The organism is Leucobacter soli, assembly GCF_042659205.1.
Lineage (GTDB): Bacteria > Actinomycetota > Actinomycetes > Actinomycetales > Microbacteriaceae > Leucobacter > Leucobacter soli.
Genome location: NZ_JBHSRW010000050.1, coordinates 1 through 13350, shown reverse-complemented (window position 1 = coordinate 13350; position 13350 = coordinate 1). Strand labels below are relative to the sequence as shown.

The following is a 13350-nucleotide window of genomic DNA, read 5'->3' as shown; positions in this document are numbered from 1 at the left end:
CCCGAGGGATCCGGCTGGCTCCGCACCTTCGGCGGCGGCCTGCTCGCGACCTGCGGCCTGGACACGTTCGGCGTGCCCGCCGAGGACGCCGGCGAGCGCCTCGGACAGCACGGGCGCATCGGCGCCCAACGCGCGCAGATCACCCGTACCGAGGTCACCGACGACGAGCTGATCGTCGAGGGCGTCGTGCGCCAGACGCGCGTCTTCGGCGAGCACCTCGTGCTCCGCCGCCGCATCACCTCGCGCATCGGGTCGGACGGCTTCCGGATCGAGGACACCGTGACGAACGAGTCCTACCGCGACCAGCCGCACATGATCCTCTACCACATGAACCTCGGCTGGCCGCTGCTCGGCGAGCGCACCCGCATCGAGATCCCGGCCACGCGCGTCGTCCCGCGGGATCCCGACGCCGAGGCCGGCTTCGAGGATCGCGAGGTCTTCGGCCCGCCGACCCCCGGGTTCGCGGAGCAGGTGTTCACCCATGCGCTGCCCGAGCGCGAATCGCGGATCGCGGTGACGAACCCCGACAACGGGCTCTCGTTCGAACTGACGATCGACGCGGATCAGCTCCCCTGGGTGTTCCAGTGGAAGATGGCCGGGCAGTCGCACTACGCGCTCGGCATCGAGCCCGCGAACACCCCGAATCTCTTCGGCCGCGCGGCCGCCCGTGCCGCCGGGGAGCTGCCGATCCTGCGCCCGGGCGAGCGCACCGCCTACGCGCTGGAAGTCCGGCTTCGCCGGGACGCCGTCGGCACCGACGGTTCCGCGAGCATCGGTGTGCGATCGAAGGAGGCATCGTGACGGTTCAGGCGCAGAGCGCGCTCAAGATGACCGCGATCTCGAAGCACTTCCCCGGCGTGAAGGCGCTGCAGGACGTGAGCATCGAGGTGCGCGCCGGGGAGGTCCACGCGATCGTCGGCGAGAACGGCGCCGGCAAGTCGACGCTGATGAAGATCCTCGCCGGCACCTACCAGCCCGACGGCGGGACGATCGAGATCGGCGGAGCGACCATGGGCCATTGGGGGCCCCGTGAGGCGCTGGATCGCGGGATCGGCATGATCTACCAGGAGCTGAGCCTGGTGCCCGATCTGAGCGTCGCCGAGAACATCGCGCTCGGCCGCATGCCCCGCACCGGGCCCTTCGTCGACTACCGCGCGGTGACACGGCAGGCCGAGGAGGTGCTCGCGGAGCTCCACTCGAGCATCGATCCCGGCGCCCGGCTCGGGAGCCTCTCTATCAGCCAGCAGCAGATCGTCGAGATCGCGAAGGTCATGGCCGACAAGCCGTCGATCGTGGTCTTCGACGAGCCCACGTCCTCGCTCGGCGAGAAGGAGTCCCGGGTTCTCTTCGGCGTGATCGAGCGGATGCGCGAGGCCGGCATCGCCGTCATCTACATCAGCCATCGCCTGCAGGAGGTCATGAACCTCTGCGACCGCGTCACCGTGCTCCGCGACGGGCGGCACATCGAGACCCGCGACATCGCCGGCATCACGCCGGATCAGATGGTCCAGCTGATGGTGGGCCGCGAGCTCGGCGAGATGTTCCCGAAGCTCGATCTGGAGCCGGGCGACGAGGTGCTCGCGGTCGACGGGATCGGGCGGGCCGGGCAGTTCGTCGACATCACCTTCGAGGTGCGCGAGCGCGAGATCGTCGGCCTCGCCGGACTCATCGGCGCCGGGCGCACCGAGGTGGCCCGCGCGATCTTCGGTCTCGACCCGATCGACACGGGCGAGATCCGCATCCAGGGCGCCAAGGTCAAGCTGCGCAGCCCGCGCAAGGGCCGCGAGGCCGGGGTGGCGCTCGTGCCCGAGGACCGGAAGGGCCAGGGCATCATCCCGATGCTGACGGTGCGCGAGAACTTCACCCTCCCGACGATCACGCGCCTCGCGAAGCGGCTGTTCGTCTCTCCGCGCCGCGAGCGCTCGCTGGTGCGCACCTGGGCAGAACGCCTGAAGGTGAACCCGCCGCTCGTCGAACGGCCCCTCAGCGCCTTCAGCGGCGGCAACCAGCAGAAGGTCGTGCTCGGGAAGTGGCTGCTCGCCGATCCGACCCTGCTCATCCTCGACGAGCCGACCCGCGGCGTCGACGTCGGGGCCAAGGCCGACATTCACGAGATCATCGGCGAGTTCGCTCGCGACGGAGGAGGTGTCCTGATGATCAGCTCGGAACTGCCGGAGCTGCTCGCGGTCTGCGACCGCATCGTCGTGCTCCACGAGGGCCGGATCACCTCGGTCATCGATCGGGAGCAGGCGACCGAGGAGACCGTCATGCGGGCGGCGACGGGGCAGGTGACGGCATGAGCGCGACCACGACCACGACGCCGACCGCCGAGGAGCGGCGCGGGGCGCGCTCGGCGCTCGTCTCCCGGATCAGCATCCCGCTGGCGATCGTCGTGCTGGTGATCATCGGCGCGGTGATCTCCCCCTCGTTCCTCAGCGTCTCGAACCTCACCAACGTGCTGAACGCGAATGCGGCGGTGGGCCTGGTGGCGCTCGGCATGACCTTCGTCGCCGTCTGCGGCGGCATGGCCGATCTCTCGGTCCCGGCGAACGTCGCCATGGGGGCGCTCGTGGCGCTGGGCGGCCAGCCCGCGCTCGGCCCGGTCGGCGCCGCTCTGGCGGGGCTCGCCGTCGCGACCCTCGGCGGTATCGTCAACGGGGTCCTCATCGGCTACCTCAAGCTGAACTCCATCATCACCACGCTCGGTACCGGCTTCGTGCTGCTCGGCCTCGCGCAACTGCTGATCGGCGGCGGCATCGTCTACGGCGAGCCCAATGCGCTCGCGGACTTCCTGCGCAGCAGCGCCCTGGGGATCCCGATCTTCATCTGGATATTCGCGGTCGTCGCGGCGATCCTGATCCCGCTGCTCTCGCGGACCGCGTTCGGGCGCTGGAACTTCGCGGTGGGCGGCAACTACGAGGCGGCCGAGGCGAGCACCGTGCCGGTGCGCTTCACGCAGGCCAGCGCCTTCGTGCTGACCGGGTTCCTCGCCGGCCTCTGCGGCGTGCTGCTCGGCCTGACGAACGGGCAGGCGCGGCCGATCATCGGCACCGGCTACGAGTTCGTGGCCATCACCGCGGTCGTGATCGGCGGCACCAGCCTCTTCGGCGGGAGCGGCAGCGTGCTGCGCACCGTCGGCGGCGTGATCATCACCGCGCTGATCGGCAACCTCATCATCCTGGGCGGCCTGCCGACCCAGTCGACGGGCCTCGTGACGGGTGCGATCGTACTCGTCGCCGTCGGCTTCGACGTGTACACCCGCAGGAAGGCAGGTCGCGAATGAACACGCTCACCGCGCAACGGGTCGCCCGCTCGGTCGTGCAGTACCGGCTGCTCGTCCTCCTCGTCGTCGTCGCCGTGCTGGGATCCTTCACGATCGACGAGTTCTTCACCGTGGGCACCCTGCAGTCGGTCCTCAACCGCGCGACGATCATCGGCTTCCTCGCCCTCGGGCTCACCCCGGTGCTCATCGCCGGGCAGATCGACCTCTCGATCGGCTCGACGCTCTCCATGGTCTGCATCACGACCATCGGCCTGCAGCCGGCGCTCGGCAACGTCCCGGCGATGCTGGCAGGACTCGGCGTCGGCGTGGCGATCGGCGCGATCAACGCGATCATCATCACGGTGTTCCGGATCAACTCGCTCGTCGCCACGCTCGCGACGCTGCTGATCTTCGCCTCGCTCGCGCTGCTCCTCACCGACTCGCAGCCGGTCAGCTCGCCGGATCCGATCTTCGGCATCCCGCTCACCGGCAACCTGCTCGCGGTCTTCACGCCGCGGTCGGCGATGTTCATCGCGGCGGCGCTGCTCATGTTCGTCTGGCTCCGCTTCACGCCGAGCGGCCGCAACCTGTACGCGGTCGGCAGCAACGAGTCGGCGGCCACCACGGCCGGCGTGCGCTCGAAGGGGTACATCGCCGCCACGTTCGTGATCTCCGGCCTGTTCGCGGGGATCGCCGGCGTCCTGCAGTCGCTGAGCACCGCCACCGGCTCGCCGGTGGCCGGCGCGACCATGCTGATCCCCGCCATCACTGCCGTGGTGATCGGCGGCACCCGCCTCGAGGGCGGCCGCGGCTCCTCGCTCGCGACCCTCGGCGGCGTCGTCGCCCTCGGCGCGCTCACGATGATGCTCGAGTTCAACGGCGTGCCCTCGTACACGCAGGCGATCTACACCGGCCTCATCCTCATCGTGCTCATCACGCTCGACCGACTCGTCTCGGGCACGTCGCGCCCGGCGTCGCTCACGCTCCGTATCCGTGACAACACCACCACCAACCCCGAACACACCAGGAGGAACGCATGACTATTCTGCGGAAGAAAGCCGCACTCGCCTCGGCGGCTGCGATCGTACTCTTCGCGCTGGCCGGATGCTCGTCATCCCCGGCGCCCGCCGAGGGCGGCGATGATGCCGCAGCAGGCGGCAGCGTCGAAGGCAAGGAGATCTGCTACATCACGGCAGCCAACTCCCACCCCTACGTGACCCCCGCGAACGAGGGAGCTCAGGCCGCGGCCGATGCCGCCGGCGTCGAGCTCACCATCGTGAGCGAGGAGTTCGCGCCCCAGACCGGTGCCGAGCAGCTCGACAGCTGCGTGGCCCGCGGGGTCGACGGCATCCTGCTGTGGCCGCTCGACGACAACAGCTATCTGCCCGGCCTCATGAAGGCGCAGCAGGCGAGCATCCCGGTCGTCGCCATCGATACGACGACCGGCGACGAGTCGATGAAGCTCATCGCCTCGTTCGTCGGCGCCGACAAGTACGATCAGGGCAAGATCAGTTTCGAGCAGCTCGACGCCGCGATGGGCGGCGAAGGCGGCGTCGTGATCCTCGCCGGCCAGGCGGGCAACGGCACCGAGATCGCCCGCACCGGCGGGTTCATGGATGCCCTCGAGGCGAGCAGTTCCAAGCTCGAGGTGCTCTCGAAGGTCAACGCGGACTTCGACCAGCAGAAGGCGCTCGTCGCCTCCCGCGACCTGCTCACCAAGTTCGGCGACCAGATCAAGGGCGTGTACGCCGAGGACGACACCATGGCGAAGGGCTTCGCGCAGGCGCTCGAGGAGAGCGGTCTCGACATCAACCCGTTCGTCGTCGGCATCAACGGCGAGAAGGGCGCGTTCGAGTCGATCAAGGCCGGCACCCAGTACAGCACCATCATCCAGCCCCCGTTCCGCAACGGCGAGCTGGCGATCGAGACCCTCATCGCCGTGATGAAGGGCGAGACGGTCGCCGAGATGGTGCCGCTCGAGAACACCGTGGTCGACGCGAGCAACGTCGATTCGCTCGAGCCCGCGATGTAGCATCCGCTTCAACCGCAGTACAACGAGCGCGGCCGGGCCGTCACCGATGGCCCGGCCGCCTCACACTCACCAGGAGGATCGCGATGACGCAGCATCCCATCGGCGTCGCCATCATCGGCGACGGCCTCATGGCCAAGGAGCACTCGATGGCGCTCCGCAACGTGGCGCCCGTCTTCGGCGCCGCCCCCGTCGAGCCGCGGCTCTCCCTCATCGTCCACCCCGATCCCGCACGCGCCGAGGCGGCGGCGCGCCGCTACGGCGTCGAGCGCTGGTCGACCTCCTGGCAGAAGGCGATCGACGACCCCGGCATCGGGCTCGTCGACATCGTGACTCCGAACAGCTTCCACCGCGAGGTCGCCGTCGCCGCGGCCCGAGCCGGCAAGCACATCTGGTGCGAGAAGCCGCTGGGCCTGACTCTGGAAGACGCCGAGGAGATGACCCGGGCCGCCGAGGCTGCGGGCATCGTCACGATGACGGGCTTCACCTATCTGCACAACCCGGGCATCGCCCTCGCCCGCCGCATGGTGGAGGCCGGCGAACTCGGCGAGATCTTCTCGTTCTCGGGCTTCTTCAGCGCCGATACCATGATCGATCCCGAGGTCCCCTTCACCTGGCGCACCGACCGATCCCGCGCGGGCGGCGGGGCGCTCAGCGACCTCGGCTCCCACATGATCTCGCTCGCACGCCATGTGCTCGGCCCGGTGTCCCGCGTCGCGGGCCTCTCGCGCACCGTCGTCGAGGAGCGCACGGACGCGGAGGGGGTGCGCCGCCGCGTCGACAACGATGACCACACCCAGGCGCTGCTGCGCTTCGAGAACGGCGCCATGGGCACGATGCAGGCGAGCCGCGTGCAGACGGGCCGCGCCTTCGAGGTGTCCTTCGTCCTCACCGGAACGAAGGGCGCCATCCGCTTCAGCCAGCAGCAGAGCCACCTGCTCGAGGTCTCGCTCGATTCGGACGGCCTCGACACCCACGGCTTCCGCACGATCGAGCTCGGGCCCGAGCACGGCCACTTCGGCGCGCTCTGGCCGATGTCCGGCATCAATGTCGGCCTGCACGAGCTGAAGATCTTCGAGGCGTGGGAGCTGCTCCAGGCCATCCGGGAGGGCCGGCCCGCGAAGCCGGACTTCCACGAGGCGCTCATGATCGAGCGGACGATCTCGGCGATCGAGCGGTCGGCCGCCGATGACGGGGCGTGGCAGTCGGTCGGCTGAGGATCGCCGCCCGCACCGCTGCGGCCGACGTCTGCGCAGCCGCGGCCCGCTGCGCGGCCTACGGCTGCGGGGCCGGTGTCTGCGTCGCCCCGTCGCGCCGGTAGTCGCTCGACTCGCGGACGATCAGCTCGGGCGGGAAGCTCACGTGCTCGTGCACGTGGTCGGCGCCCTGCTCGATCTCGTCGAGGATCATCCGCACCGCGGTCCGGCCGAGCTGCTCGCGTGCCTGCCGCACCGAGCTGAGCGGCACGGTCGAGGCGCTCGCCCAATCGAGGTCGTCGAAACCGACGATCGCCACGTCCTCGGGCACGGACACCCCGTGCCGCACGAGCTCCTGCAGCGCGCCGAGCGCGAGCAGATCGTTCGCGCAGAAGATGGCCGTGGGGCGCTCCTCCGGCGGGAGGTCGAGCAGCAGGTGCATCGCCTCGCGACCGTTCGCGACCTTCCAGCTGGCCGCCGGGATGAGCCGTACGTCGCCCTCGTCGAGGCCCGCATCCCGCACGGAGTCCAGCAGCCCCTGGTACCGCTGCCGCACCTGCGGCGAGATGGACAGGTTGCCGACGAAGCCGATCCGGCGATGCCCGGCGGCGGCGAGGTGCTCCCCCGCCAGGCGGCCCCCGGCCAGATCGTCGGTCGCGATCCAGCAGCAGGGCCGATCGCCCGAGATCCGGTCGACGTAGACGATGGGGACGCCGCGCTCGATCAGCTGCTCGAGCCGCGGGTTGCGCTCGTCGACCGGGGTGATCATGATTCCCTGGACGCGCTGCTGCACAAGCAAGTCGAGGTTCTGTTCCTCGCGCGCCGTGTCCTCGCCGTTGTGCACGATGACGACGCCGACGCCGAGCTCCTTGGCCTCCGCCTCCGCGCCGAGCGCGACGTCGACGAAGTAGGGGTTGCCCATGTCTGCCACGGCGAGCCCGAGGGTGCGCTCACGGCCCGGCCGGTACTGGCGGGAGGACTGGCGCGGACGGAAACCGAGCGCGTCGATCGCGTCCAGCACTCGCTGGCGGGTCTCGATGCTGACGTAGCTCGGCCGGTTGAGGACGTTGCTCACGGTCCCGGCGGAGACGCCCGCACGCGTGGCGACGTCGTGGATGTTGACCACCGCTCACCCCCTCTCGTTCATTGAACCAGTCAATGATACGTCGAACGGGTCGCGTTCGGCTGGAGGCGGGCGGCAGCCGGAGCGGCCGGGCGAGGAGAGCGGGGGAAAAGGGAGGCTGCGGTGGAGACGGTCCGCTCGCAGAGCGGGGCTCAGGCGCCCCAGCTCGCCTGGGTGCCGCCGACGCGATCCGCGACGATCCGCTCCCGGTACCCCGACCCCGCGTACGCCGCCATCGGGTCGGCGGGCAGCCCGCGCGCCTCGCGGTACTCGGCGAGCGCCGGCCGCACATCGGACTGGAAGGCGTCCATGAAGACCGCGTTGGCGCCGAGCACGTCGCCTGCGACCTGCGCCGCGCGCAGCGCCTCGTGATCCACGAGCAGTGCGCGCGCCGTCATCTCCTGCACGTTCAGCACCGATCGGATCTGGCCCGGGACCTTGTCCTCGATGTTGTGGCACTGGTCGAGCATGAAGGCGACCGGGGTGCCCTCGTCCATGCCACCGCCGCGGATAACCTCGAAGAGGATGCGGAAGAGCTGGAACGGGTCGGCGGCGCCCACGATGAGGTCGTCGTCGGCGTAGAAGCGCGAGTTGAAATCGAAGGATCCGAGCCTCCCGAGGCGCAGCAGCTGCATGACGATGAACTCGATGTTCGTCCCGGGGGCGTGGTGACCCGTGTCGAGGCACACCATCGCCCGGTCGCCGAGGGCGGTCACCTGCGCGTACGAGGTGCCCCAGTCCGGCACGTCGGTGTGGTAGAACGCCGGCTCGAAGAACTTGTACTCGAGCACGAGGCGCTGATCGCCGCTCAGCCGCGCATAGATCTCCTGCAGCGACTCGTGCAGGCGATCCTGGCGGCCTCGGAGATCGGTCTGGCCCGGATAGTTCGAGCCGTCGGCGAGCCAGATCTTCAGGTCCCGCGAACCGGTCGCGTCCATGATGTCGATGCAGGCGAGATGGTGGTCGACGGCCTTGCGGCGGATCACCGCGTCCTCATGGGTGAGGCCGCCGAACTTGAAGTCGTCGTCCTGGAAGGTGTTCGAGTTGACGGTGCCGATCCCGACACCCTGCTCGGCGGCGAACGCGGAGAGCGCATCGTAGTCGTCGACCAGATCCCAGGGGATGTGGATCGCGACCTCGGGGGCGAGGCCGGTGTGCGCGTGGACCTGGGCCGCGTCGGCGATCTTCTCGTACGGATCGCGCGGCGTACCGGGTGTGGTGAAGACCTTGAAGCGCGTACCGGAATTGCCGTACGCCCACGAGGGCACCTCGATCGCGAGCCGATCGAGCACCGTCACGGCGTCGGGGGTCAGCTGGGTGCTCATGGTCATCGTTCTCCTGGTTCGGCGGCGGGCGTCGTGTCTGGTGCTGCGTGTGCTGCGATGCCGCCGCCCGCGGCGGCTCGGAGCTGAGTCTCAAGGTGGAAGATCTCGGTGAGGCGCTCGGCCTCCTGGTCGGGGCGCCCCGCGGAGGCGACGAAGAAGTCCGCCATCTCGGCCTCCCAGGCGGCGGTCCGGGGGTCGCTCTCGAGGGCGAGCTGCGCGGCCGCGTCGTCGTCGGTCTCGTAGGTGCCGATGAGCAGTCCGTCCTCGCGGAGGAACAGCGAGTAGTCGCGGCGGCCGGCATCGGCGATCGCCTGCAGCATCTCCGGCCAGACGGCCGCATGCCGGGCGACGTACTCGTCGATCCGTTCAGGCTTGACCTGCATCTGGAAGCAGACCCGCATGCTCGCCTCCGTGAGTCGTGTCGTGTGGTGTGGTGTCGTGTCTTGCGGGGGGGGTGTAAGGAGGTCCGAGGCCGACCGGGGGTCGGGCGGCCCCGGATCCCGCACCCCGGCTCGGGGCCGGGGTGCGGGCGTGGTCGGCGGCTTAGAAGTCGAAGTCGCCGATGTTCTCCGCGTTGAAGCGGTAGGGATCGCCCAGCAGCACGACGCCGTCGGCGCCGACCGTGTACGAGCCGAGCTTGCCCGCCTCGAAGGTGTCGCCCTCGGCGCCGGTGATGGCGCCGGTCGCGAGCGCCTCAGCGGCGAACGCGGTCAGGTAGCCGAGATCCTCGGGGTTCCACAGCGCGAACTCCGCGACGGTGCCGTCCTCGACGTACTCGCGCATCTGGTTCGGCGTGCCGAGGCCGGTCAGCGCGACCTCGCCCTTGGCGTCCGAGGTCGACAGGTAGCGGGCCGCGGCGGCCACGCCGACGGTGGTCGGCGAGATGATGCCCTTGAGCTCCGGGTAGGTCTGCAGCAGGGCCGCGGTCTTGTCGAACGACGTCTGGTCGTCGTCGTCGCCGTAGACGACCTCGACGAGCTCGATATCCGGGTGGTTCGCCGCCAGGTCCTCTTCCATCAGCTCGATCCAGGCGTTCTGGTTCGTCGCGTTCGCGGCGGCCGAGAGGATCGCGATCTGACCGGCGTCGCCGATCTGCTCGGCGATGATGTCGACCTGCACCTTCGCGATGCCTGCCGCATCGGCCTGGTTCACGAAGAGGTCGCGGCACTCGGCGTTGGTGTCGGAGTCGAAGGTGACGACCTTCACGCCGGCGTCGCGGGCCTCGTTCAGCGCGTCGCAGATGGCCTTCGGATCGTTCGCCGAGACGGCGAGGGCGTCGACGCCCTGCTGGGTCGCGGTGTTGATGAAGCTCACCTGGGCGTCGGGGGTCGCCTCGGCCGGGCCGACCTCGTTGAAGGTGCCGCCGAACTCGGCGACCGCGGCCTGGCCGCCCTTGCTCGAGGTGTCGAAGTAGGGGTTGCCCAGGTTCTTCGGCAGGAAGGTGATGCTCGAGCCCGAGGCCGAGCCCTCCGAGCCGCCGTCATCCGTGCCGCCGTTGTCGGCGCTGCTCGAGCAGCTCGAGAGCAGCAGTGCGGCGCTCGCGGCGAGTGCGAGCAGCGCACCGGCCTTCTTGTGGGAGTTGAACAGCATCGTTCTCGTGTTTCCTTTCATAGGTCCCGCCGTGCGGGCGAGGGTGGGTGGTTTCGGTCGGGTATCGGGGTCGGGGGTCATGGCACCGGGATCGGCGGATCGCCGTCGCTCAGCGCCGCGCCTATTTCGCGGCGGCCTGCGCCGTTCCCGCGAGTCTGAGCCTGGCGCCCCGCCGGTTGCGGAATGCGGCGAAGACGCTCGAAGAGACGACTGCGGCGATCAGCAGGACGCCGGTGATGATGTTGATCACATCCGAGGTCACGTTGGCGAGGCGCAGCGCGCTCGCGAGCGCGCCGATGAGCAGCACGCCGGCGACGACGCCGTGGAGCGCGCCGCGGCCGCCGAAGATCGAGACGCCGCCGAGCAGCACGGCCGCGATCACCTGCATCTCCATGCCGGTGGCGTTGTCGCCTCGGGCGCTGCCGTAGCGGAGCGTGTAGTAGACGCCGGCGAGGGCGGCGACGGCGCCGCTGAGGACGAACAGGATCAGCTTGGTGCGGGCGACGTCGACGCCGGTGAAGCGCGCAGCCCCGGACGAAAACCCGATGGCGAAGACGCCGCGACCGAAGCGGGTGAAGTGCAGCATGATCGCGAAGATGGCGGCGAGGACCACGAAGAGGATCACGACCACGGGGACGCCCGTCGACCCGATCTTCGCCTTCGCGAGCGACGTCCAGAACTCAGGGAAGTCCGTCACCGCGGTCGTACCGAGCAGACCGACGGCGAGGCCGCGGTAGAGCGCGAGCGTACCGATCGTGACGGCGAGCGAGGGCAGGCCGACGGCGGTCACGAGGAAGCCGTTGATCGCACCGCAGATCACGCCGCCCACGATCGCGAGCAGGATGGCCACGGTGAACGGGACGCCGGCCTGCGTGAGCACGCCGGTGAGCACGCTCGAGAGCCCGACGACGCTGGCGACCGAGAGGTCGATCTCGCCGGTCACGATGATCGCCGTCATCGGCAGCGCGATGATGAGGATCGGGAACATGTCGAGCAGCAGGTAGGTCATCGTGATCTTGGAGCCGAAGTTCGGCACGATCGCGGCCGCCACGACGAGCACGAGGAGGAGGAGCCCGATGATCGCCATCTCGCGGGTGGCGAACCAGCGCTGCCAGAGCGGCCGGTCGAACTCGGCGATGGGCCGGATCGTTCCGGTGGCGGTGACGGGCGTCACGGTGTTCGGCGCAGCGGTCATCGCTTCGTCTCCCGTTCTTCGATGAGTCGTCGATGCTGTCTGACGGCGAGCATCCGGTCGAGCACGATGGCGCCGATGATGAGCACGCCGACCACGGCGCGCTGCCAGAAATCGGGCACGCCCAGCACGGGCAGCGAGCGGTTGATGGTCATGAGCAGCACGGCGCCGATGGCGGCGCCCCATACGGTGCCTGAACCGCCGAAGATGGCGACACCGCCGATCACGGCCGCGCCGACGGCGTCGAGCTCCCAGCCGGAGCCGGCCTGCGAGTTGATGGTGCCGTAGCGGGCGGCGTAGAGCACGCCGGCGAAGCCGGCGAGTGCGCCCGAGAGCATGAAGGCGCCGATCACGCGACGGGTCACGGGGAGGCCGTAGAGCTCGGCGGCCCCGGGGTCCGACCCGATCGCGTAACACTCGCGGCCGGCGCGGGTGTTCCGCATCCACCAGGCGACGATGACGAGCAGCACGACGGCAATGATGGTCAGCACCGGGATCGTGAGCACCTGAGCGGTTCCGAGCTGCAGGAACGCCTTCGGCATGTCGGAGGCGTTCACGCGGTCGGATCCGGTCCAGAGCACGTTGATGCCGCGGAAGGCATACATGGTGCCGAGGGTGATCACGAGCGAGGGCACCTTCGCGAAGGCGGTGAGGGCGCCGTTGATCAGGCCGAGCAGGCCGCCGAAGACGACGGCCAGCAGGACGACCGCGAGGATCGGGATCCCCGGGATGTCGATGAAGAGCCGCCCGGTCAGGTAGGCGCTGAGACCGAGCACCGAGCCGACCGAGAGGTCGACGTTGCGGGTGATCAGCACGACCGCCTGCCCCACCGCGACGAGCAGCAGCAGCGAGGGCGTCAGCCAGAGGTCGCGGTAGCCGTCGGGCGAGAACAGGAAGTTCGGGTTCTTGAGCGTGACGACGGCGATCACGATCACCACGGCGAGGAGGATGCTGGCCTCGCGCGCGCTGGCGAGGCGGCCGAGTGCGCGGACGAAGCCGCCTCGCTGCGGTGCGGGGGTCGGCTCGGGTCGCCGGATCGCGGTCTGGGTGCTCATGCGGCCTGCTCCGTCTCGTCGGTCTCATCGGCGGCGCCCTGCGTGGCGGCGCGCATCACGTTCTCCTGCGTCGCGTCGGCGCGATCGATCGACGCGGTGATCCGGCCCTCGCGCATCACGACGACACGATCCGCCATCCCGAGCACCTCGGGCAGCTCGCTCGAGATCATGAGCACCGCCATGCCCTGCTGAGCCAGGCGTGAGAGCAGCCGATGCACTTCGGACTTGGTGCCGACGTCGATGCCTCGGGTCGGCTCGTCGATGATGAGCACCCGAGGGTTCGTCGCGAGCCATTTGCCGAGCACGACCTTCTGCTGGTTGCCGCCCGAGAGCGTACCGGCCAGCGTGCTCATCGCGTTGGCCTTGACCTCGAGCTGCTCCGACCAGGGGCGGGCGGCCTGCTGCTCGGTGCGGGTCGTGACGAGCCCCAGCTTGGCGATGGCGCCCAGGATCGCCGAGGCGGTGTTGCGGGCCACGCTCTCCTCGAGCACGAGGCCCTGCTTGCGCCGATCCTCGGGCACGAGCGCGATGCCGGCGCGCATCGCTGCGGTCGGCCGCCCCTTGGGCACGGCCTTGCC

Annotated in this window: 13 protein-coding genes; 6 read left to right on the top strand and 7 right to left on the bottom strand. The window is 69.8% G+C overall.

Translation table 11 applies throughout. The features are described 5' to 3' along the window. The 6 genes from ACFPZL_RS05235 to ACFPZL_RS05210 all read left to right on the top strand — a co-directional run. On the top strand, positions 1-801 hold an 801-nt coding region (locus ACFPZL_RS05235), incomplete at its 5' end, for an aldose 1-epimerase family protein (RefSeq protein ID WP_382334818.1). Beyond that, entirely contained in the window at positions 798-2300 is a 1503-nt protein-coding gene (locus ACFPZL_RS05230; protein ID WP_236022092.1) for a sugar ABC transporter ATP-binding protein, read from the top strand. The genes ACFPZL_RS05235 and ACFPZL_RS05230, both read left to right, overlap by 4 nt. Continuing rightward, positions 2297-3283 (top strand): ABC transporter permease, encoded by a 987-nt coding sequence (locus tag ACFPZL_RS05225; RefSeq protein ID WP_218115937.1) that lies wholly within the window; start codon positions 2297-2299, stop codon positions 3281-3283. Before ACFPZL_RS05230 ends, ACFPZL_RS05225 begins: the two co-directional genes overlap by 4 nt. Further along, on the top strand, positions 3280-4302 hold the full coding sequence (locus tag ACFPZL_RS05220; RefSeq protein WP_218115938.1) for an ABC transporter permease: 1023 nt from the start codon (positions 3280-3282) through the stop codon (positions 4300-4302). The genes ACFPZL_RS05225 and ACFPZL_RS05220 overlap by 4 nt, the downstream gene beginning before the upstream one ends. Then, positions 4299-5294: a sugar ABC transporter substrate-binding protein gene (locus ACFPZL_RS05215; protein WP_218115939.1), complete on the top strand. Its 996-nt coding sequence runs from the start codon at positions 4299-4301 to the stop codon at positions 5292-5294. Before ACFPZL_RS05220 ends, ACFPZL_RS05215 begins: the two co-directional genes overlap by 4 nt. 83 nt (positions 5295-5377) lie before the next feature. Continuing rightward, the gene (locus ACFPZL_RS05210; protein ID WP_218115940.1) at positions 5378-6508 is read left to right on the top strand and encodes a Gfo/Idh/MocA family protein; all 1131 of its coding nucleotides are present in this window, start codon (positions 5378-5380) and stop codon (positions 6506-6508) included. A 58-nt stretch (positions 6509-6566) separates the two neighbouring features. Here ACFPZL_RS05210 and ACFPZL_RS05205 read toward each other — a convergent pair whose 3' ends face one another. The 7 genes from ACFPZL_RS05205 to ACFPZL_RS05175 form a co-directional block, all read right to left on the bottom strand. Then, positions 6567-7613, bottom strand: a complete 1047-nt coding sequence (locus ACFPZL_RS05205; RefSeq protein WP_218115941.1) for a LacI family DNA-binding transcriptional regulator — start codon at positions 7611-7613, stop codon at positions 6567-6569. 149 nt (positions 7614-7762) lie between these two features. Beyond that, complete coding sequence (gene rhaI, locus ACFPZL_RS05200; RefSeq protein WP_218115952.1) at positions 7763-8935, bottom strand: L-rhamnose isomerase; 1173 nt, start codon at positions 8933-8935, stop codon at positions 7763-7765. 2 nt (positions 8936-8937) lie between these two features. Further along, positions 8938-9336, bottom strand: a complete 399-nt coding sequence (locus ACFPZL_RS05195) for an L-rhamnose mutarotase (RefSeq protein WP_218115942.1) — start codon at positions 9334-9336, stop codon at positions 8938-8940. Positions 9337-9478: 142 nt separating this feature from the next. Further along, positions 9479-10525, bottom strand: a complete 1047-nt coding sequence (rhaS, locus tag ACFPZL_RS05190) for a rhamnose ABC transporter substrate-binding protein (protein ID WP_218115943.1) — start codon at positions 10523-10525, stop codon at positions 9479-9481. 121 nt (positions 10526-10646) lie between these two features. Further along, positions 10647-11720: an ABC transporter permease gene (locus ACFPZL_RS05185; RefSeq protein WP_218115944.1), complete on the bottom strand. Its 1074-nt coding sequence runs from the start codon at positions 11718-11720 to the stop codon at positions 10647-10649. Further along, positions 11717-12772, bottom strand: a complete 1056-nt coding sequence (locus ACFPZL_RS05180) for an ABC transporter permease (RefSeq protein WP_218115945.1) — start codon at positions 12770-12772, stop codon at positions 11717-11719. The genes ACFPZL_RS05185 and ACFPZL_RS05180 overlap by 4 nt, the downstream gene beginning before the upstream one ends. Further along, positions 12769-13350, bottom strand: a 582-nt coding sequence (locus ACFPZL_RS05175; RefSeq protein WP_382334815.1) for an ATP-binding cassette domain-containing protein, incomplete at its 5' end; no start/stop codon positions are given. The genes ACFPZL_RS05175 and ACFPZL_RS05180, both read right to left, overlap by 4 nt.

Bases quoted from the DNA above. Each gene is read 5' to 3' on its own strand.
- ACFPZL_RS05225 (WP_218115937.1), top strand. From the start codon at position 2,297: ATGAGCGCGACCACGACCACGACGCCGACCGCCGAGGAGCGGCGCGGG.
- ACFPZL_RS05220 (WP_218115938.1), top strand. From the start codon at position 3,280: ATGAACACGCTCACCGCGCAACGGGTCGCCCGCTCGGTCGTGCAGTAC.
- ACFPZL_RS05215 (WP_218115939.1), top strand. From the start codon at position 4,299: ATGACTATTCTGCGGAAGAAAGCCGCACTCGCCTCGGCGGCTGCGATC.
- ACFPZL_RS05210 (WP_218115940.1), top strand. From the start codon at position 5,378: ATGACGCAGCATCCCATCGGCGTCGCCATCATCGGCGACGGCCTCATG.
- rhaI (WP_218115952.1), bottom strand. From the start codon at position 8,935: ATGAGCACCCAGCTGACCCCCGACGCCGTGACGGTGCTCGATCGGCTC.
- ACFPZL_RS05195 (WP_218115942.1), bottom strand. From the start codon at position 9,336: ATGCGGGTCTGCTTCCAGATGCAGGTCAAGCCTGAACGGATCGACGAG.
- rhaS (WP_218115943.1), bottom strand. From the start codon at position 10,525: ATGCTGTTCAACTCCCACAAGAAGGCCGGTGCGCTGCTCGCACTCGCC.
- ACFPZL_RS05185 (WP_218115944.1), bottom strand. From the start codon at position 11,720: ATGACCGCTGCGCCGAACACCGTGACGCCCGTCACCGCCACCGGAACG.
- ACFPZL_RS05180 (WP_218115945.1), bottom strand. From the start codon at position 12,772: ATGAGCACCCAGACCGCGATCCGGCGACCCGAGCCGACCCCCGCACCG.